Origin of the sequence: Paraburkholderia sp. RL18-085-BIA-A (assembly GCF_046027075.1) — a bacterium.
Taxonomy (GTDB): domain Bacteria; phylum Pseudomonadota; class Gammaproteobacteria; order Burkholderiales; family Burkholderiaceae; genus Paraburkholderia.
Genome location: NZ_JARESU010000039.1, coordinates 39817 through 61115 on the forward strand (window position 1 = coordinate 39817; position 21299 = coordinate 61115).

Genomic DNA, 21299 nt, shown 5'->3' on the forward strand with positions numbered 1-21299 from the left:
TCAACTCCACGTATATCCGACTGTCGGGGTCGCGGTTTGCACACCGCGTTCGCCGTGCCGTACTTTGAACGCCGTCGCGTATAGCGCGGGCACGAAGAACACTGTCAGCACGGTGGCGCACGTAATGCCGCCCATCAGTGCGGTCGCCATCGGTCCGAAGAAGGCCGAACGCAGCAGCGGGATCAGGGCGAGCACCGCTGCCGCGGCGGTCAGCATGATCGGGCGGAAGCGCCGGACCGTTGCGCCAACGATCGCATCGACGCGCGCGTGGCCCGCGGCGATATTGCGTTCGATCTGATCGACGAGAATGACCGAGTTGCGCATGATGATGCCGGACATCGCAATGACGCCGAGCATCGCGACGAAGCCGAACGGCTTGCCGAACAGCAGCAGCGCGCCGACCACGCCGATGAGCCCCAGCGGCGCAGTGAGCACGACCATCAGCACGCGCGCGAAGCTGCGCAGTTGAATCATCAGCAGCGTCAGCACCACGACCAGCATCAGCGGAAGCTGCGCGATCACCGACGCCTGCGCCTTGCCGCTGATCTCGCCCGCGCCGCCGGTCTCGATCCGGTAGCCGATCGGCAGCGACGCGCGCAGCGGCTCCAGCGTCCGATCGATCGCCTGGATCACGTCGATGTCCAACGCGTTGCCGCGCACGTCGGACTGGACCGTGATCGTCGGTTGACGGTCGCGGTCCCAGATCACAGCGTATTCGAGCTCGTTGTTCAGGTGTCCGAGCGCGCCGAGCGGAACGGAGCCGTTCGGCGTCGGCATCGCGAGGTTCACGATCTCGTCGGGGTTGACCCGCTCTCGCTGGGGCGCGCGCAGGTCGACGCCGATCAACCTGTCGCGGACCCGGTAATGCGTGAAGGTGTAGCCCGACAACGTCATCGCGAGGAAGCTCGCCACATCTTCTGACGTGACGCCCTGCCCGCGCGCCTTCTGCTGGTCGATCTCGAAGCGCACCGAGCGTTCGCCGGGTTCGTCCCAGTCAAAATGGACGCCCGTCGTGCGGTCATCGGCTTTCATCGTCGCCGCGACTTTTTCTGCAATCTCTCGCACGGTGCCGAGGTCGCTTCCGCTTACGCGAAACTGCACCGGATAGCCGACCGAGGGACCCGTCTCGAGTGGCGAAACGCGTGCACGCACGGCGGGAAAGCTGTTTCGCAGCGTGCTCGCGAGCCAGCGCTCAAGCTTCGTGCGCTCGTCGACGGACTTTGCGGTGATCACGAACTGCGCGAAGTTGGGCTGGGTCAGTTGGACGTCGAGCGGCAGATAGAACCGGGGTGCGCCCGCTCCGACGAAGTCGACCAGATGATCGATCTCGGGCCGGCCGGCGAGCGTCTTTTCGAGGCGCGCTGCTTCGCGCAGCGTCGCTTCGAACGACGCACCTTCGGGCAGCCGCATGTCTACGAGCAGTTCGGGCCGCTCGGAGCTGGGGAAGAACTGTTGCGGCACGAGCGCAAAGCCGGCCAGTGAGGCAACGAATAGCGCAGCCGTGACGCCGAGCACGACGAGGCGCCGCTTCACGCACCACGCGATGCAGTCACGCAGGCGGCTATGAAAGCGGGTGGCGCGGAGCGCCGCCGCCGGGGCCGGCCCCGGCGGCGCGTCGTCGGGCCGGCGGATCTTGCGAAGCGCGTGCCAGACACCGTGCCCAGCAGGCTCGCGTGCGGTGCGCTTGCGCTCGGGCAGCAGGTGATAGCCGAGCAACGGAATCAGCACGACTGCCGCGAACCACGAAGCGATCAGCGCAATTGCGGACACCTGAAAAATCGAGCGCGTGTATTCGCCGGTGGCCGATTTTGCCAACGCGATCGGCAAGAATCCCGCCACCGTGACCAAGGTCCCCGTCAGCATCGGAAACGCGGTACTGCTGTAGGCGAACGCCGCAGCCCTTGCGCGGCTCCATCCCTGCTCGAGCTTCACGGCCATCATCTCGACCGCGATGATCGCATCGTCGACGAGCAGGCCCAGCGTGAGGACGAGCGTGCCGAGCGAGATCTTGTGCAAGCCGATGTCGAACCCATCCATGCATAGCGCAGTGACCGCGAGTACGACCGGGATCGAGATCGCAACCACCACGCCGGCGCGCCAGCCCAGCGAGATGAGGCTCACGGCCAGCACGATCGCGATGGCTTCGGCGGCGGCCTCCAGAAAGGCGTTGACCGAATGCGAGACCGCGTGCGGCATGCTCGACACCTCATCGAGTTCGAGCCCCGCAGGCAGACGCGCACGCAATTCGGCGGTCTGCGCGTCGAGCAGCTTGCCAAGCTGAATCACATCGCCGCCAGCCTGCATCGTGATGCCGATCGCGAGCACGGCGCGACCGTCGGTGCGAACCTGCGAGACCGGCGGATCGTCGTAGCCGCGCCTGATCGTTGCAATGTCTCCGAGACGAACCAGGTGGTGGTTGATGTTGATCAGCGTGTCGGCCATCGCCTTCAAGTCGGTGAACTGGCCGCTCGGACGCACGTACACGCGGTCGAACGCGGTGGCTAGCGTGCCGCTCGGCGTGACCGCGTTTTGCGCATTGATCGCCTGTGCGAGCTGTTGCGGGGTGATGCTGAGCCGCGTCAATTGCGCGTTGGGAATCTCGATCGTGATGTGCTCGTCGGGGTCGCCGAAATAATCGACTTTCGCGACGCCGGGCACGCGCAGCAGTACGCTGCGAAGTTCGTCGGCATAGTCGTGCAATTGGGCCGGCGAGAACCCGTCGCCCGCGAGCGTATAGATGTTCGTGTAGACGTCGCCAAACTCGTCGTCGAAGTACGGCCCCCGCACGCCAGGCGGAAGCGTATCCGCGATGTCGGCCACTTTCTTGCGCACCTGGTACCATGTCTCGCGCACCTGGTTCACCGGCGCAGAGTCTTTCATCGTGAAGACAATCAGCGATTCGCCGGGACGCGAGTAGCTGCGCAGATAGTCGAGATCAGGCGTTTCCTGTAGCTTGCGGCCAATCCGGTCGGTTACCTGCTCCTCTACCTGGCGCGCGGTTGCGCCGGGCCAGAAGGTCCGGATCACCATCGCGCGGAACGTGAACGGCGGGTCCTCGGATTGTCCGAGCCGGGAATAGGCGAGCACGCCGAACAACGTCGCAAGCACGACGGCGAAGATGACGAGCGCCTGGTTACGAATCGCCCACGCGGACAGATTGAAGCGGCCCGTATCGTCCGCTGCCGGGCGCCGCGGCCCACCCGCTCCACCGGGGCCACCCGGTCCGCCGGACCCCTGGCTGAACAGCCCTCTCATGATGCGAAGTCCTCGGGATGCAACGGCGCGACCGCGCGCACGGTCTCGCCGGCGCTGACGGTGTGCACGCCTTGCAGCACGACGCGCTCGCCGTCGTTGAGGCCTCGCGAGATTGAGATGGTGTGGTCGTCGTAGCGGCCGAGCTGGACCCGGCGCAGCTCCAGCGCATGGTCGCCGGGCCGAACGACCCAGACGGCCGGCGCGTTGCCTTCGTGAAAGAGCGCGGTGGCGGGCAGCGTGATCGGATCGTCCGCTTGCGCCTCGCCTGCCGCGTCGGCGAAGGTGACGGTGGCCGTCATGCCGAGGCGGACCTCGGGGCCTGGCGCATCGAGCGTCAGTTTCGCGCGATAGGTTCGACTACCGGGATCTGCAGCCGGCGACAGCTCCCGGACGTGGGCGGTGAAGCGTCGGCCCGTGACGGCCGGCAGCGAGACACTGGCCGCGCTGCCGACCGCCAGCGCCTGCAGCAGGCTCTCGGGCACGTCGCAGAGGATGTCGATCGTGCCTGACCACGCGAGATGGTAGACCGCTTGTCCCGCCGCGACATTCTGCCCGGTATCGGCGTCTTCGGCGGTAATGACGCCTGCATGGTCCGCCGCGAGGACCGTGTATTCGGTCTGATTCTTCAGCAACGCGAACTGCTGCAGCGCCTGATCGCGCTGCGCGACGGCTGCCACATACGCGTCCTGCGTTTGCTCCAGCTGCGCCGTCGCGATCAGCTGTTCCTGTGCCTGCGCCCGGTCGCGATCGAGTTGCTGCTCGGCGAAGCCGAGCCGATGCTGCGCCGCCATCAATTGAGCCTGCGCGCTCGCGAGGCTCCGTTGCGCGTCGTCGGGATCGAGCCGCGCGATGACCTGGCCGGCCGTGACCGTATCGCCGAGACGTACGTTCCGCTCGATCAGTTTGCCTGCGATGCGAAACGACAGCGGCGTCGCATAGCGTGCGTTGACTTCGCCCGGCAGCGTCGCGAGAACGGGCTTGCTGTCCCGGTGCACGACCACGGCGATGACCGGGCGCGGCGGCGTCACCTCGGCCTGTTTCGCGTGACAGGCGGCGAGCGCGAGCGCGCCCGACACCGTCAGCATGATCCCGCGCCAGCGCATGCGGCTCACGTGTGTTCCTCCAGTTCGCCGGCTTCGAACTGTGCCTTGGTGCGACGGCGCTGCACTTTGCCGCTCGAGGTCCGCGGCAAGCTGCCCGCCTGCACGACCGCAACGTGACCGACCTGCAGGCCCGCGCATTCGGCGACCTTCTGCGCTATCGCACGCCGCAGCGCCGCGGCGTCCGCCGCCTTGCCCTCGGCACAGACAATCAGCGTCTCGTCGCCATCGCGCATCACGCTGAACGCGATGACACCGCGGCTTTGCACCGTTGGCAATTCGGCCACCGCCCATTCGATGTCTTGCGGATAGTGGTTCGAGCCGTGAATGACAATCAGATCCTTGCTGCGGCCGCAGATATAGAGTTGGTCGTCGGCGAGGTAGCCGAGGTCGCCGGTCTGGAGCCAGCCGTCGCGGTACGCGGCGGCGGTCGCGTCGGCTTGGCCGTAATAGCCCGCGGTGATGCTGGGCCCGCGCGTGACGATTTCGCCGACGCAGCGTTCGGGCAACGGCCGCCCGGATTCGTCGACGATCCGCAACTCGTGTCCGGGGAAGCGATGGCCGCAGCCGACCAGTTCGATCGTGCGCAATCCGGTATCACGCGGGGCCGGTATGGCTCGACCGAGCCCCAGGGCGGACGTGTAGACGACGTCGGTGACGATCGGCTGGCCGTGGTCGTGAAACGTGATCGCGAGTGTGGCCTCGGCCATTCCGTAGCACGGCAGCAGCGCTTCGGCGCGAAAGCCCGCCGGCTCGAAGCGCGCGCAGAACTGGCGCATTGCTTGTGCGTTGATCGGCTCGGCACCGCAGCCGGCCACGCGCAGCCGCCGCAGGTCGAGGCCTTCGAGGTCCTGATCGCGGGTACGGCGCGCGGCGAGCGCGTACGCAAAGTTTGGCGCGAAGCTGATCGTGCCGCCGTACTTCGTGATCGCCTCCATCCAGAGGCCAGGCCGACGCACGAATCCTTCGGTTGCCAGCAGCACGCTAGGCAAGTCGCAGATAAGCGCGCCGAGCACGCTGATGAGCCCCATGTCGTGGTGCAGCGGCAGCCAGCTGACATAGACGTCCTGCTCGCGCAGATCGATGCCTCGGGGTCCGAGGAACGCCCTGGCATTCGCGACCAGATTGCGATGCGTGACCATCACGCCTTTCGGCAGGGACGTGCTGCCCGACGTGTATTGCAGGAAGCACAGGTCATCGGGATGCAGCGCTGGCAAATCGCAGGCGGGCGGCTCGGCGTCGACCAGCGCTTCAACGGTCACGATGCGTTCGAGGCCGGTGTCGACGGCCAGCACGTCCTCGATGGTCTCTCTTGCCGAGCTCGACGTGAGCAGCATCCGCGCGCCAGCCGAGCGCACGATGTGACTCACGGTTTCGGCGTAGCGCGTGCGGGTCCTGAAGTTGAGGCTTCCGCGCGGAAATATCGGTACCGGGACGAGACCGGCGAACGATGCGCCGAGGAAGCTCAGGATGAACGCTTCCGGGTCGAGGATCACGAGCGCGACGCGCTCGCCCTTGTTCAAGCCCAGTGCCGCGAGCTTCCTCGCACGCTTGCGCGCTTCGCGCTCGAGCACCTCGTAAGGATAGTAGTGCTCGTCGCCGTGCGTGGAGACAAAGCGGAGGCCTCGGGCGTCGCCCCGCGGCAGCGCTGAAACGGCATCGACTAGCGTCTGGTCCATGTTGACGGGTCCTTGGTTCTGTAATCGAGCTTCATTCATCGAGCGAAGCAGCGGACAACGCGCGCGTGACTTGCGTGATGTGCATGGCTTGCGTGCCTCAGGCGGCAGGTTCGGCGCTCGCTTGGGCAGCGGGCGTCCAGTCGCGGATCGGCTGCAGACGGCGACGCAGCAGCGCGATCACCTCGTCGTCGCTGCGCGCCGGCGCGCCCGGCAGGCGCACGAAATGCGTTGCGAGCTTGCGGTGCTGGCGCGTGACGACCAGCAGCCAGATCTGCGCGATGTCGATGCGATCGAAAACGACCGCGTCCTCGCGACCGTACTTCTCGAGGTTCGCTGCGAATTCCGTCGTGAGCTCGCTGTAGTGCGTCCCTTTCCGGACGTGGTGGTAGATGTGATAGCCGGCGTTGAAGACGCGCGCATTGAAACGCGAGTCGATCGTATTGACGCTGCTCGTGTACGGGTTGTCAGGATGATCGGGGTCGATGAACGCGTGCTGGACCCAGTTGCCGATCATCATCATCAGCCGCACGAACAGGAACGGGAACACGAACACGACGAGCGTCGCCCGGAGGTTCCAGTACGCGGCTGCGGAAATCGCAGCGTAGAACGCGACCTCACCCGCGAGCAGTTGCCTGATCAGCCTCGTATTGCGCGAGCGCCACAGATAGACGCTGAGCTCGACCGGGACCAGCGCAGCGAAGCGCAGGTAGTAGCGCAGAAAGCCGCTCACGCTATCGCGTTGATACCGCATCGTGGAGCTCAGATCGTGTGGCAGGTTGTCGTCGATATGATGCATGCCCATGTGATGGACATAGAAAGTGCCCGGCGTCTGACCAAAGAACGGACACAGCACCCAGTCGAGCAGGATCTCGCACGCCCGGTACGGTTTCTTGAAGAGCCGCCGATGCAGCGTGCAGTGGTAGCTCATCGTGAAGCGGTCGCCGAACGCGTTCCAGACGAGCACATACACAACGCCTAACCACCAGGGAAAGTGGCCGAGGCCATACAGCACGGCTGCGGCGGGGATGAATAGCAGCGCGCACTGGATGTAGAGCCGCAGATGGGGCAGGTCGCGACGATCGTTGAGTAGGTGGTACATGGCGATTTCCTTTGCAGGGGCGGGTTCAATGGTCAGCGGGCAGCCATTTCATTTCAGGTCGGCTCGGGCAGTTCGATCACGCCGCTATGGCCATCGACCCTTAGCTGCATCCCCGACTGCACGCGCGTTGTGAGGCCCGGAATCTGGACGACGGTCGGGATCCCGATCTCGCGTGCCACGATCGCGGCATGGGTCAGCGGACTGCCGCGCTCGATCAGCAGCCCGGTCGCCGACGCGAATACGGGTACCCAGCCGGGGTCGGTCCGATAGGTGACCAGGATGCCGCCGTCGAACTCGTTCGCCTCGCGCACGACCTTCGCCGGCCCTTCGGCGAAGCCCGGCGAGCAGGGCGTGCCGCGCAGCGTCGCGCCGCCCGCGTGGGCAGGCGTCGCGTGCAGCCCGGCGAGGTTCGCCGGTTTGCTGAGCCAGGCCGCAACCGGGCCATGCGTGACGAAGCGTGGCGGCAGATCATCCATGTCGCGATAGGCCGCATCGTCGCGCTTGCGCTGCTCGACGAGCGGACGCAGCTCGCGATGGGAGACCGTGCCTTCGAAGCATCCCCGAATTTCCTCGAGGCGCAGATGGAAGATGTCGCAGCCCGTTGCCAGCACGCCGTCGCCGGCGAGACCGTCGCCGATCGCGCGGAACATCCGGCGCGCGACCCCGAACGCACGCGAACGGCAAAAGCGCACGGTCTCACGCGCCCGGATAGCGGCGCGCACGCGGCTGCGCGCGCGTGCAAAAATCCAGCGCTGGAGCGGATTGAGCCGCTCGCGCAACAACGCTTCGATGCGCGCTTCGCTGCCCGTGCGATCGATCGACGCAGCACCATGCGCGAGCGAGGCCTTCAACATATCGAACAGCACGCCAGGGTCTTCGCGCAGATCGGGCTCTTCGAGCTTCAGTTCGTTCTTGCTGCGGTACGCGAAGTCAGAGAGGTAGCGCTCGATGTCGGCGATGATCTCGGGGGCGCCGCAGCCGCGCAGCGCCGCATACGCTTCGGCTGACGGCGTGTTGCGGATCAGTGCTTCGACCTGAGGCTTCGCCCGCACGGCTTCTGCAATCGCGGCCAGCCTGCGGACCGGCTCGATGGACTCGATGTCGTCGATGCCGCCGATCACCGCCACTTCGAGCCAGTCGGGCGCACCGGGCATCCACCGCTTGATCAGGCGCCGCACGACGCCGTAACTGAGACCGATCGCCGACTCGAGCACGATCATCATGCCCCAGCGCGCGAGCAGCGCCTGCTCGAAGCGGCGGTAGTGCGCATAGACCGCGTCGGCGGGAAGCGAGCGATAGTCGAGCGCGTTGAACTCGTCGTAGACCGGATAAAAGAACGCGCGGAAGCGCGCGACGTTACGCTCGAGATGGGCGAAGTGCCACGCGAACTTCGCGCCGCTCAAGGCCCGCATGCAGGCGAGTCCGGCGCGCGAGCCTGCCGTGTACGGCGTGATCAGCGCGGCGAAGCTCGCAAGATCGAGCGGCTCGCCGACGCCCATCTGGACTTCCATCATCTTGCGCCCGAGGTCCTGGAACGGCGCGAGCCCGGAAAGCTTGTACCAGTGCAGCAGGTTGTAGTAGACGCGCCCGTTCAGGAACGCGAGCGTCGAGCCCAGGAATCCATCCATCTCGCGCCGCTGTTGGTGCGGAATCGCGAGCAGCCGGCAGAACTCACGGAACACCTGCGTATAGACGTGCTGCGCGAATGTGAACGTCAGCTGCGTCGTCACGCCTGGATAGTTCTCGACGATGTTGGAGTTGTCCCACAGCTGGAATTCGCCCGCCTGCGGTTGGACCGCTGCGACCGGCGTGGTGACCGGGCGCGCCTGCAGGATCCACAACTGCTTTTCCGCGATACACCATTCGATATCGAGCGGCTCGCCGAGCGTACTTTCGAGCGTGCAGGCCGTCGCCACGACGCGCGTGATCTCGTCATTGGAAAGGGCCGCTATATCGCGCAGCGCGGCCGGCACCTCGCGGAGGTGGTGGCCGTCATGACGCTCGCGTTTTTCACCGATCACCACCTGCTTGTGTTGTCCGGTGCGGCGGTCCACGGTGATCGTGTCAGCGTCGACTGCGCCCGACACGAGTCCCTCGCCGAGCCCGTAGACGGCGCTCAACACGAGCTCGTCGCGCTTACCGTTCGCCGGGTTGATCGTGAACACGACGCCGCTCTTGTCCGCCTGAACGAGGCGCTGCAGGATCACGGCCATGCCGGCGCCGACGATATCGAGTCCGTGCTGATACCGGTAGCGCAGCGAGCGCTCGGAATACGCAGAAGCCCAGCACCGGCGCACGTGCTCGAGCGTCGAGTCGAGCCCGCGGACATCGAGGAACGTATCGAACTGGCCTGCGAACGAGAAGCTCGCGCTGTCCTCTTCGACGCCGGACGAGCGCACCGCGAGCGGCGCATCTCCGATGGTCCCGTACGCGCGTGCGATGTCGGCGCGCAACGCGGCGCTCATGTCGCAGGTCAGCACGGCCTCGCGGATTGCGCTTGCGATCGCGGCGGCGTTCGCCGGCGTGAAGTCGCAAAGCAGCGCGCCGATGGTTTGATCGAGGCCGCCGTCGCGGCGGAACTCCGCAAAGCAGTCGGTGCCGAGGATCGCCCAGGGTGGCACCGAAACGCCGAGGTTCGCGAGCCGATGGAGCGATTTTCCCTTGTTGCCAGCAAGCCGCTCGATGGTTTCGGCCGGACTCGCCGAGGTGAGGATCATGCGTGGCGATGCTTCCGGGCCGGCGCTGCTGCTCGCGGCGTGGGCCTCCAGTGGGGCGCGGCTTCCGGCCGGGTCGATTTCGCCGCGTGCGGGCGCAATGGTGTCGAAATTCATTTGGGGCCTCGTTGCTCAGGTGCTCGACGAAGCGAGCAGATCTCTCGCTTCCTCGGCGGTACCGCGCCCGCCGTGAGCGGTCTGCGGGAAGCGCGCGTGGAGATGCGCGCCGAGGTTGATCCAGTCGTAGGCGGCGTGGATCGTCCCGCGCCAACCCGACGTCGTATCGAAGCTCGCCGGAAATTGCGGGTCGCCGCCGAGTTTGCGCAGCCGCTGCGCCAGCTCGTCGGCCAGCGCGACGTAACGCTGCGCGTCGCGTGCCGATCCGATCGAACACTGTTCGAGTTCGCGGATGCCGTCGATCAGCGCCGCATCGAGAGGCAGCAGCCGGATCGCGTCGAGCGTCGCTTCTTCCATCGTCGACTGCGGCGTCACGCCGTGCGCCCCGAGTGTGACCATGCAGGCGGTCTGCATCATCCGTTGCAGCGCGTATTCGAGCACCTTCCATTGGCCGTGGTGGAGTGCACCTTGGGCGTCCTCGCGCGCGTTCTCGAGACCGATGTTGGCCCAGATCATCTCGAGACCCGCTTCGGCGAACCGTCCGGCGGGCATCGGCAGCAACTGGGCGCCGGTCTCCCGGCCGGCCGCGAGGCGCGCGCCGTCGATCGAGATCAAGGGGGCACGGGACACCGGCGTCGAAGTCGCCTGCTGACGTGCGTGGATTTCTCCGCTGCCCTTCCAGCGCAGGCTGACGAGGCCCAGCCGGCTGAACCCGGCGATCAGCGCGCGGCGCCGGCTGGTCGCCTGCGCGTCGCCAGCGCCGGCGATGGCCGTGCATGGCGTGTCGAAGGTGATCGCACGCCAGGCCCGGGCCGCTTCGTCGTCGAGCGCAAAGACGTCGCTACCGCGCAGCACGTGGACTCGTTCGCCAATCTGCCACGTCGTCGTGTCTTTGCCCGGGCCGATCAGCACGTTATCGGCCACGAGGCTCACACCGTTGACGCCGAACTCACGAATCAGCGCGACCCCCGCCGCGAGGAACCCGCTTGCCGCGCCATGCTCGCGCGGCGCGTGCAGCAGGTTCCAGAGACGGCCGACGCGGCCGGCGTCCACGGCCGCGCGTTCGAGCTGCAGCGACAGCCATTTCGGGCCCATGTAGCACTCGCCGAGGCGTGCCACGTGACTCTTCGCCGCATGAAACGCGGCGGTCCTGATCCAGGCGCGTGCGTAGTCGGGCTCGCCGAGCGCGAACATCGCCACCGCATAGCGGCCGGTCTGGCGCGCGAAATCGTCGAACCACAGCGCCACCGCCTCGCAGAGCGCCTCGCGGCCGAGCCCGGCTTGCAGCGTCTCGATCAATGCCGGGTTGTCGATCGGCAGCGCGCCGATAAAGCGCTGGCAACGCTCGAGCAGATTCCACGACAGGCGCGCAACCGCGCGACGGCCTTTGCCCAGTGCTTCGCGGACCTGCGCGAGTTCGCGGCGCAGGCGCGCCGGACTCAGCAACCTCACTTCGACCCGGCGGCCATCGATGAACAGGATGTACGGCATCGTGGCCGGCTCGAGCCCCGTATCGACAATCGCGACGAAGTCGACGTCGGAGCGCTCGTTACCGAAGCCTTCGGCGATCGAGCCTTCGAGAAAGACGGCGCTCGGTGCCCGCTGTTCGAACTGGGTGCTCAGTGCGGCCCGCGATTTTTGCCAGAGGTCGGCGAGCATCGGATCAGTCATCAACATGGTGAGGCTCCCTAAACGTCAAGCCGTGCGCGGCACAAAGTAGCCCGCCGCGATCCCATAACGAAAGATCCTGCGTAGCAGCGTTTTGCCCGCCGCGCGAGGCAAAGCCGGCAGGATGGCGGCGGTCGCGTCCCGTGCAAAGCGCACCTGGCGCGTCAGGTACGACTCGTAGAGTTTCACGACCTCATCGTAGTAACGCCGCTCGAGCGGTTTCATCGCGGCGGCATCGAAGACATGCCGCGGCACATAGCGAGGTACGTGAAACGATGGAAACTCCGCGCATACGTCGTTGATTTCGCGCAGCGTCGTTGGCGTGCCCGAGGTCAGATGCAGCGTGCGTCCTCGCACGAGCGGGAACTTCGCCAGCGCCTCGACAACGCAGTCCGCGACCCAGTCGATCGGCACGATGTTCAGCGTCGCGCCGTAGTCGCCGGGCATCGTGCGCACGAGTCCCGCGGCCGTCAGGCGCACGACGGTGTAGAGCGTGTCGAACTTGCGGATCACGCCGGTCGCCGAGTCGCCGACGATGATCGACGGGCGCAGGACCGCCGCGGGCAGCCCGGTGCGCATCGCCGCTCGCACCGACTGTTCCGCGCGGTACTTGCTCTGCTCATACGGGTTGCCCAGACGCTGGCCAAGTTCGAGATCGTCCTCGCTGAACACGCCGGGGCGCTCGCCGCAGACATAGGCGGTGCTCACATAGAGCAGCGGAATCGGCGCATCGCTGCGTCGTTGCGCGAACTCGACGATGCGCTCAGTGCCGCGAAAGTTGATCGCGTCGTAGACCTCGGGCTTGCGCCCAAAGCTGGTCAGCGCGGCACAGTGGACGATCGCGACTGTCCCCGCGCGCAGTGCATCGTAAGTTTCCGCATCGAGTCCAAGGCGGGTTTCGGCGACGTCGCCTTGCACACATGCGAGGGTTCCGGCCGCGGGCGTGTGGCCGCGGTACGGCGTTGCTGCGAGCGGCGTGCCGTCGTTGCGGACAACTGGACCATCGGAGCGCAGAAATGCGACGACCGGGTATCCCATTGCCGTCAGCCGGGCGATCACTTCGGCGCCCAGCAGACCTCGCGCACCGGTGACGAGAACGTGCTTATTCATTGTGGATGACCATCCAGAGTTGCATGTCATTTGAGGAGAAGCCCGGCCAGCAGTCCGAACTCGACGGCGACGATAAAGCGGGTGCCAGCCCAGCGTGGCCGGCCCGGCCTGCTCGCGGGGCCCGGCCAGCTCGCGTTGAGCCAGACGAGCCACACGAGTGGCAGTGTCGCTGCATAGATTGAGTACGTTTGCGACATGCCTGCCAGGCGCGAAAGCGACACGTTGATGCCCAGCGCCAGAATCAGGAGGGCATTCAACGCGACCCGGACTCCGCGCGCAGAGAGGTGATAGGGCTGCAGTGCGGTGGTGCCAACCTTGCGCGAGAACTTCCAGAACTCGTAACCGGTCCACATCGAACCCGCTACGCACACTACAACGTAGAAGCTCAGTTCGCGGTCAGCCATGTCGCGCCATAAGAAATAGCCGTACATGAAGTTGGCGAATGGCGCGCCTTCGAAAGCGGGTAAGCAGAGCAACGGGCGGGTCGGGAACAGCCGCTTGAAAGCGAAAGGGGCGGCGAAGGCCAGCGCGGTGGCGGCCGCGGCGGCTGTCAATGCGTGCTCCATTGCGCTGTTCAGCGCGACGAGCAGAAGCGCGACGACCGCGAGGCTGGCGAGGAGGCGTGCGCGTAGTGCCGCGCGTTGCGCCGACAGCGAGTGCCCGGCGCGATAGTCGCGTTCGAGGTCGTCGAGGTCGTCGATCAGGCGCAGCTGGACGAACAGCAGGAAGAATGACGCAAGGCCGGCGAGTACATGCCAGCCCGGTTCGAGAGAGACGCCGGCTATCCGTCCGTACAGCAGAAGCGAGCAGATGAACGCGCCGGCGATCGGCACGGCCTCGGCCGCCAGCGGCATGCGGCCGAGCGTGTTGCCGAAAGCGGCTGCCGCAGCGGCAAGCCGGCCACGCCTGGTATGCGAGGTGGCCAGAGAAAGGCGCGGGCTCATGCGCGCATCCCCTCATCGGCGGCGACAGGGACTGCGGTGTGCCGTATGCACAGATCCACCAGCGATCCGACTGTGAAATACGCTTGGTCGCATCCTTCGTTCAACGCTTCTAGCGGCAGGCGCTCGATGCCGAACGCCTGCTCGAGTGCGACAACCGCTTCGACGAGCGATAGCGAGTCGAGGCCAAGATCGGCGATGAGTGAACTCTCAAGGCGAATCTCGGCGTCGAAGTCGCGCTGATGTTCGCGGCAGACGTCCAGAAGCTGCGTGCGTACGATTTCGAATACGCTGTTTCGCGTCGACGCATTCTTCGGTGTGCCGGCCATGGTGGGATCCTCTCTGTTCACGCGTTGCTCGACGCGGCGTAGCGCCACGGCAGCGTCTGGCCGCCGGCCAGGATGCCCTGTGGGTGGGCGAGCGCGACAGGCTCGATCGCCAGCTCGGAGCGGACGGCTTTGAGTGGTCGCTGTAACGCGACTTCCCAGCGGTATGAAAGGGGAATGCGCGCGCGCTTGCCACGTAGCCACGCGCGGCGCAGAAAACGATGGACCCAGAAGTCCGGCCACCACGGCGCAGTCAGCGCGGTGCCGAGCAGACCCACGAGGCGCGCACGCATCGGCTCGAGGCCGCAGTCGAACGCGAGAAGCGAGGTCTCGCCGGCCCAGTCCTGACCATAGCCTGTCAGCACGTGCAGCAGGTCATGAATGCAGCCGCTGCGCTCGATGAACCACTGACGGTCCGGACCGGGGAGGATTTCTTCGAGACCAGCGGCCAGCCGGCTCGCCTGAAGCAGACCATCGGCGCGGTAGCCGCTGTGCTCCATCATCGCCATGTAAGCGCGGCCGAACGAGCCCGGCGGCAAGTGGAGCAGCGTGTCGGAATCCCCGAGCGTGGCGAGCAGTGACGGCTGCTCGGAAAGCAGCGCGGCGGCGCCTGGCTCGCTGAGAAAACGCTGGTACATCGCCTCCATTTGGCCGCCGTCGAGCGCGATCATCACTTCATAGGCATGCTGAATATCGTCTGTACTCGCTCGCAGCGCCTTGATCGCCCGCAAAGCGCGCGGCCAATCGATGCGGCGTCGCGCCAGCGCGTTGTCCTTCAAGGTTGCTGTCATCTGCGGCTCCCGTCAAAGATCAAGAGGGCGAGTCACGACTGGCAATCGACCGATGCCATGCGATTCGGGTTCGGATACGGCAAAGAGGAATCATGCTAAGACGGCCACTTCCCGTGGGGACTTTCCGCATGATTTATGCCAGTCATTCGGTGACCGCAAGAAAGGCATCCTCTTCCCCTGCAGTGACGGAACGGAGTGGCCGGATTTCAAAAGACGGGCCGCCGGTATCGCGCGAATTCAGGCAGGTCCTGCGATTTGTCGACGCACGTTCGGGGAGCCTGTCGCCGCGGCCTGGATGTCGGTGCCGGGCCAACACGTGAAGCGCATGTGTTGGCTGCAGGTCGCCAGCAGGACGTTTGATACCGGGCCAGTTCATCCACCGCGCCCTGAACGTCTAAACGTTCTCGTGCATTGCGCTGCCTTTTGAAATCGGGCTGGCTGCTTTCGTCATTGCTTCGAATCAGGACTAACCGCGTGTCGCAGGAGAATGCCTGGCACGAACCGTGCACGTGGAGCGCGAACAATGGATGGCGGCGGGGCAGCAAGTCCGCGATGTTCATGATGTCCCCGATGTCCGCCGTCATGAGACGAAGACCGGTTGCGCATTTAAGTTCGTAGAGCCAGGTAAATGGTCGAGAAACGTCAGGCAAACGAATACTCACGAGGATGGAGGTAGAGCAATGAATCAGGCGTGGAAGGCAAAAGCGGGGCAGTTCCTGCCGGGAGCGAATCTGACTGTGCTGCCGCACTGGGAGCGCGAGGCGCTACCGAGCTACGATCATGCAGAGGTCTCGGTGCCGGGGCGCCTTCACTTCGCGGTATTCGACTTTATGCAGATGGCGCCTGGCTTCGGCGGCGGCGGGCTCGGCGTGTCGACGAGCACGGTCGGACACCGGATCACCGTCAGCAGGACGACGAGCGGCACGGGTGGCTGCGACGTGCCGAGCGGGCGTCACATGCTGGAGTTGTTCAAGCGAGCCGTTGGCTATGCACGCGACGACATCCGTGTCGATCGGTTGCACAGCATCCAGCACAAGCACAGCGGCTTCGGCTCGAATGTCTCGTTCAACACTGCGACGCTCGCCGGCTTGAACGCGTTGTTCGGCTCACCGTTTTCGCCACACGACATGTGGGAAATGATCACCCGCAACTACGTCGAGACCGCGAAGGATGACGAGCATGTGTATTTCGGCCTCGAGACCGGCGTCGGCGAAGCGTGCCTGTTTTTCGGCGGCCTGGTCTGGGTCGACGAGAAGCACGGCAACGGCCGTTTCCTCGGCAATCTGAGTTCGGAAAACCTTTGGGTGACCACCGCCGTCGGCAATTACGACACGCTATCGACCGAAGCGCTGCGTGCCCATGGCGAGGGCGCGGACATGTCCGGCACCACCGAGGCGGGCTTCGTGCCGACGCATTTTGTCGAGTGGCAGAAGCGTTACGGCATCGCGTGGCGCGACTTCATCGAAAAGAAATTGCGGCCGGCACTGCATCGCAACGACCTCTTTGCGTTCCTGAAGCACGGCTGGGAGCTCAACAGCATGAGCAACATGAAGGTGCTCGAGGGCATTTTCCGGACCGACGTGATGCGTGAGTTCGACCAGACGATGCAGCGCGAGGGCGCGGTGTATGCGGGGATGAGCAGCGCTGGACCGGGCTTCTATGCGTTCTCCGACTGCGAGGAAAAGGCGAAGCACCTCGCAGCGGTGATGATGCATCGGTTCAGTGAGTTCATGAGCGAGATGACCGTGGCGCGCGCGGGCCAGAAAATGTCCATCGACGTCGCCGTCTAGGCGCGCTTCGGCGAATCCTCGCGAACCCTTCACCTGGAGCCGATCGAACATGGCCAAGCGCGTCACTTTCGTCAACACGAACCAGATCAAACCGGCGATTGCGCCGATTGCGTTCGACTACCTGTCGGCGCCGATGGAGCGAGCGGGGTTCGAGCTCAATTTGCTCGACCTCTGCTTCTGCGACGACTGCGAGGCGGCCATTGCCGCGCACTGCAGCACGGCCGCACCGGATTTCTGGGGGGTGACGCTGCGAAATACCGACGACGTCTACTTTTCCAGCGGCTACAGTTTTCTCGAGAGAATCAGGGACATCGTCGCGCTGCTTCGGCGTGCTCGCGCGGTCCCGGTCGTGATGGGCGGTGCGGGTTACTCGGTGATGCCGGAAAAATTGCTCGCCTACCTCGACGCCGACTTCGGCATCGTCAGGGAAGGCGAATTCAGCTTTCCCGAGCTGCTGAGCTGCCTCGAAGAAGGCACGAGTTTCACGCACATACCCGGCGTGGTCTACCGCGATGCGGCTGGCGTGCACGCTACGCCGCTCGCCCCGAACGGGTGCGGACCGCTAGCCAGGCTAGGGCCCCACAAACGTGAGCTGGTAAACAACGAGCACTATTTCGCCAAAGGCGGCCAGATCGGCATCGAAACGAAGCGCGGCTGCAATCGCTCGTGTATCTATTGCGTCGAGCCGCTGATCAAAGGCCGCACGGTGCGCCTGCGCGAACCCGACGATGTCGTCGCTGAAATGGCATCGCTGGTCGAACGTGGGGTCAACGTCTTTCACATCAACGACTCGGAATTCAATCTGAGCGTCGCGCATCCTCTTGCGCTGTGCGCGGCCATCATCCGGCACGGGCTCGCCGGCAAGATCCAGTGGTATGCGTACGGTATGCCGCGGCCGTTTCCCGATGAACTGGCGGCCGCGATGAAAGCAGCCGGTTGTGTCGGCATGAACTTCGGCGTCGACAGCGCCAGCGAAACGATGCTGAGGATACTTCGCCGCACTTTCGGTGCCCCCGACATCGAAGATGCGGTCAATACGGCGAAGCGCCACGGCCTCGAGCACATCATCGAACTGCTGTTCGGCGCGCCCGGCGAGACCCAGGAAACCGCGCGGGAATCGATCGAGTTCATCAAGCGGGTCGATCCAGAGCGCGTTTCGGTGACGGTCGGGCTGAGGATTTTTCCGGGGACCGAACTCGAGCAGATGATCCGCAGCGAAGGCCTGAACGTCGGGAATCCGAATCTTCACGGCCATGTCGAAGGGAACGATGATCTTCTGCATCCGGTGTTCTATCTGCCGACCTCGTTGGGCCCGGATCCGCAGAAATTCATTGCGGATCTGATCGGCAATGACCGGCGGTTCTTCGGAGCCAATGCGAGTCTCTTCAACTACAACGCGAATGACGCGCTGGTCGAGGCGATCGCGCAAGGCGAGCGCGGCGCGTATTGGTCGATTCTGAACCGGATCGAGAAGCGCTTCGAAGCGGCCCATGCCCACAACGGTCGCGGCCTTCACAGCGCGTGCGCGGATGGCGGCGCCCCGGAATCGACGCCGATCGCGGTTTTGCCGACCGAGCAAACTGCCTGATGCGGTGTGCGATGCCCGAAGCGGCCAGCCATTCGATGGCCCGCGTACTTTCAACGCAGGAGGAGTGCATGCTTTCAGAAAGCCAACCTGAGCCGTACAGGATCAAGATGGTCGAGCCGATCAGGCTGATCGACCACGATCAACGGCAGGCGCGGCTTGCCGCTGCCGGGTACAACATGTTTCGCCTCGAAGCAGATGACGTCTACATCGATCTGATGACGGACAGCGGCACCTCGGCGATGAGCGCGAACCAGTGGGCAGGCATCATGACCGGCGATGAGTCGTATGCTGGTTCCCGCAGTTTTACGAAGTTGACGCAGGCCGTGCGGGACATGCTCGGCTTCGACTACGTATTGCCGACCCACCAGGGCCGGCCGGCCGAGCACTTCCTGTTTCGGACCCTCGTGCGCCCGGGGCAGGTGGTGCCGTTCAACGCGCCGTTCGATTCGACGGAGGCACATGTATCGATTGCCGGCGGTACCTCAATATCGTGCGTCGCCGAAATCGGCTACCAACCCGCTGTCGAGCACCCGTTCAAGGGCGACGTGGATGTGCAAAAGCTACGCAACGTGATCGAGAGCGAAGGGCGCAACAACGTTCCGCTGATCATGGTCTCGCTGACGAACAACGCGGGCGGCGGCCAGCCGGTATCGATGGCGAACCTGCGCGCGGTGAGGGCGTTGGCCGATGAGTTTGCGATCCCAGTGTACTTCGATGCGGCGCGCTGCGCAGAGAATGCCTACTTCATCCAGCAGCGCGAAAGCGGCTATGCGAACCGGTCCGTGGCAGAAATTCTCAAGGAGCAGTTTTCCTATGCCGAGGGCTGCACGTTCAGCTGCAAGAAGGATGCGCTAGTCAACATCGGCGGCTTGCTCGCGACACGGTCGCGGACGCTTTACGAGCAGGTCGTGCCGCTCCTCGTGCTGTACGAAGGCTTCGTCACCTACGGAGGGATGGCAGGCCGTGATCTTGAGGCGCTCGCGATCGGTCTGCGCGAGATGGTCGACGATGAATACCTTCAGCACCGCGTGCGTCAGGTCGAACGGCTAGGGGACCGACTGCTTGCCGGCGGCGTTCCGATACTGAGGCCGACTGGTGGGCACGCGGTGTATGTCGATGCGGCTACCTTCCTGCCGCACCTGCCGCGCTCGGAATTCCCGGCCGAGGCGTTGGCTGCCGAGCTTTATCTGGAGGGCGGTGTGCGCGCTGTCGGTCTGGGCTCATTGGCGTTCCTGAAAGAAGATCCGTCGACGGGGACGGTCAACCCCCCGAGGCTGGAACTGCTGAGGCTGGCTATTCCTCGCCGCGTTTACACCGATAGCCACCTCGCTGCGGTTGCCGCTGCGTTGATCCGGGTCTACGAACGACGCGACGCGATTCGGGGAATGCGCATCGTCTCCGCACCGCCGATGCTCAGGCACTTCACAGCGGTCCTCGCGCCGATCGAGGCACGTGACGAGATGCTCGCGGAGTCACGCGAAGTCATGGTCTGAGGTGATCACATGTTGACTAGTGCCTTTGAAGCGCTGAAGCTCAAACCGCACGTTTATCCGGGCGTGCTGATCACGTTGTGCGGTGTGGATGGAGCGGGGAAGTCTTCGCTGATGGATAGGCTCGAAAGCGCGTGCACGCGTGCGGGGTTCAACTGCGTGGCAACTTATACGCCGACCTGTCGGATCCGCAAAGATGCGGTGTTCCGACATCTGGTCGACAGCAGCTGGCATACATCGAGCTCCGGCTCCGGACCAGACGGAAGCGGACGGCGCGTCGACATGCTGGGCATTCTGCTGTCCATCATGGGAGACCTCGTTCAGCATATGACCGACACGGTCATACCGGCACTCGAACGCGGCGACCTGGTCTTTTGCGACCGCTACGTATTCACGTCTCAGGCTGAAATCGGTACGCGTTCCGATCCCGCTGAGACTTCACCTGTACTCCAGAGTATCGCTGGTCATCTGTTGCGTCCCGACGTCGCCTTCGGCCTGAATGTTTCCGGCGCGACTTCGCGCCGGCGCGTGCGGGCAAGGAACAACGAGAACGACCAGCCCCCGCCGATGAGCTTTCTGATGGGTCAAGTGGCGGCCTATCGCGCCGTGTTCGAGGTCAACGGCGTTGTCGCGCTGGATACGGAGCGGAGTATCGATGAGACGTTCTGCACGGCACTCAGTCATATCATGGCTATCGAACGTGTTGCGAGGCGCTCGGGCTCTATCGCGGTAGGGCGTACGGCGGCTCGATTGAAAACCGCGCCCGCTTCCTGCTCGAAGTAACCGATGTGTGTATCGAAGTGTGGGGCGCTAATCGCGTCGGCATGCACCTCGCGCCGCGCGGCGACGTGGGTACGATGGGCGATTCGGACGCGGCGGTTACGTTTGGCTATGTCGCGCGCGAACTCGACAAGCGCACGAGCGCGTTTATCGCCGCCGCCGAATCGCTCGGCGACAAGCGCCTCGGCTCGCAACTGAATGCCGCGTTCAGCGGGCCGTACATCGCGAACGAGAAGTTCACCCGGGAATCGGCGCAGCAAGTACTCGATGCAGGCGAAGCGGTTGCCCTCGCATGGGGTCAGTTGTTTATCGCGATCAGGCAGAGATCATCCCCTTCAACCACGCCGCCGTCGACATCGGTAAGCACTGCATAGCGCAAGCGGCCGAGCGAGGAAGGCTACGGGCTGATTCCCAGAACGAAGAATGGCCCTGCGCTGGCTGGCTACGGGGCTGTCACGATGGCCAATGCGCTCAAGAAGACCGTGACGGACATGCCTGCCCATTTGTGGCGATCATTGATCTGGGATCGTGGCAAGGAACTATCCGATCACGCCCGTTTCACCGTCGAGTCTGAGGTAAAGGTATTCTTCGCCGACCCGCACAGTCCATGGCAGCGTGGCACGAACGAGAACACGAACGGCCTTCTGCGGCAATACTTTCCAAAGGGCTTAGACCTGTCTCGGTGGAGCGCTCGAGAGATCCAGGCCGTTGCCAATGCACTGAATACCAGGCCCCGGAAAACGCTTGGTTGGAAGACACCCGCCGAAGCCCGGGACGAATACCTAAAATCTGTTCAACAATCTAGTGTTGCGACGACCGGTTGAATCCGCCTTCGGAACCTGCCGGGTGCC

14 protein-coding genes and 2 pseudogenes are annotated in these 21299 nt (G+C 64.7%); 6 read left to right on the forward strand and 10 right to left on the reverse strand.

Going from position 1 to position 21299, the window contains the following annotated elements; genetic code table 11:
- The 10 genes from P0D89_RS24760 to P0D89_RS24805 form a co-directional block, all read right to left on the reverse strand.
- Complete coding sequence (locus P0D89_RS24760; RefSeq protein WP_408362260.1) at positions 1-3255, reverse strand: efflux RND transporter permease subunit; 3255 nt, start codon at positions 3253-3255, stop codon at positions 1-3.
- Complete coding sequence (locus P0D89_RS24765; protein ID WP_408362291.1) at positions 3252-4358, reverse strand: efflux RND transporter periplasmic adaptor subunit; 1107 nt, start codon at positions 4356-4358, stop codon at positions 3252-3254. The genes P0D89_RS24760 and P0D89_RS24765 overlap by 4 nt, the downstream gene beginning before the upstream one ends.
- A 5-nt stretch (positions 4359-4363) precedes the next feature.
- Positions 4364-6034 carry a fatty acyl-AMP ligase gene (locus P0D89_RS24770; RefSeq protein ID WP_408362259.1) on the reverse strand — a complete coding sequence of 557 codons (1671 nt, stop codon included), beginning with the start codon at positions 6032-6034 and terminating at the stop codon, positions 4364-4366.
- 97 nt (positions 6035-6131) lie between these two features.
- The gene (locus P0D89_RS24775; RefSeq protein ID WP_408362258.1) at positions 6132-7133 is read right to left on the reverse strand and encodes a fatty acid desaturase; all 1002 of its coding nucleotides are present in this window, start codon (positions 7131-7133) and stop codon (positions 6132-6134) included.
- 53 nt (positions 7134-7186) lie between these two features.
- Positions 7187-9964 carry a phosphoenolpyruvate synthase gene (locus tag P0D89_RS24780; RefSeq protein WP_408362257.1) on the reverse strand — a complete coding sequence of 926 codons (2778 nt, stop codon included), beginning with the start codon at positions 9962-9964 and terminating at the stop codon, positions 7187-7189.
- A 15-nt stretch (positions 9965-9979) separates the two neighbouring features.
- Positions 9980-11641, reverse strand: a complete 1662-nt coding sequence (locus P0D89_RS24785; protein WP_408362256.1) for a nucleotidyltransferase domain-containing protein — start codon at positions 11639-11641, stop codon at positions 9980-9982.
- Between the two features lie 18 nt (positions 11642-11659).
- Positions 11660-12742 carry an SDR family oxidoreductase gene (locus tag P0D89_RS24790; protein WP_408362255.1) on the reverse strand — a complete coding sequence of 361 codons (1083 nt, stop codon included), beginning with the start codon at positions 12740-12742 and terminating at the stop codon, positions 11660-11662.
- A gap of 26 nt (positions 12743-12768) precedes the next feature.
- Positions 12769-13686, reverse strand: a complete 918-nt coding sequence (locus tag P0D89_RS24795) for a hypothetical protein (RefSeq protein WP_408362254.1) — start codon at positions 13684-13686, stop codon at positions 12769-12771.
- Positions 13683-14012, reverse strand: a complete 330-nt coding sequence (locus tag P0D89_RS24800; protein WP_408362253.1) for an acyl carrier protein — start codon at positions 14010-14012, stop codon at positions 13683-13685. The genes P0D89_RS24795 and P0D89_RS24800 overlap by 4 nt, the downstream gene beginning before the upstream one ends.
- 17 nt (positions 14013-14029) lie before the next feature.
- The gene (locus tag P0D89_RS24805) at positions 14030-14800 is read right to left on the reverse strand and encodes a Coq4 family protein (RefSeq protein WP_408362252.1); all 771 of its coding nucleotides are present in this window, start codon (positions 14798-14800) and stop codon (positions 14030-14032) included.
- Positions 14801-15480: 680 nt separating this feature from the next.
- On the opposite strand from P0D89_RS24805, the gene P0D89_RS24810 reads away from it, so the two are divergent.
- From P0D89_RS24810 to P0D89_RS24835, 6 genes and pseudogenes are all read left to right on the forward strand, one after another.
- On the forward strand, positions 15481-16590 hold the full coding sequence (locus tag P0D89_RS24810) for a hypothetical protein (protein ID WP_408362251.1): 1110 nt from the start codon (positions 15481-15483) through the stop codon (positions 16588-16590).
- 49 nt (positions 16591-16639) lie between these two features.
- On the forward strand, positions 16640-18178 hold the full coding sequence (locus P0D89_RS24815) for a B12-binding domain-containing radical SAM protein (RefSeq protein ID WP_408362250.1): 1539 nt from the start codon (positions 16640-16642) through the stop codon (positions 18176-18178).
- Between the two features lie 68 nt (positions 18179-18246).
- The gene (locus P0D89_RS24820) at positions 18247-19671 is read left to right on the forward strand and encodes a tryptophanase (RefSeq protein WP_408362249.1); all 1425 of its coding nucleotides are present in this window, start codon (positions 18247-18249) and stop codon (positions 19669-19671) included.
- A gap of 9 nt (positions 19672-19680) precedes the next feature.
- Positions 19681-20451: a dTMP kinase gene (locus P0D89_RS24825; protein WP_408362248.1), complete on the forward strand. Its 771-nt coding sequence runs from the start codon at positions 19681-19683 to the stop codon at positions 20449-20451.
- Positions 20394-20762 (forward strand): annotated as a pseudogene (locus P0D89_RS24830) (oxidoreductase); the annotation flags it as partial. The gene P0D89_RS24825 and the pseudogene P0D89_RS24830, both read left to right, overlap by 58 nt.
- A gap of 69 nt (positions 20763-20831) precedes the next feature.
- Positions 20832-21272 (forward strand): annotated as a pseudogene (locus P0D89_RS24835) (IS30 family transposase); the annotation flags it as partial.
- Between the last annotated feature and the right edge of the window lie 27 nt (positions 21273-21299).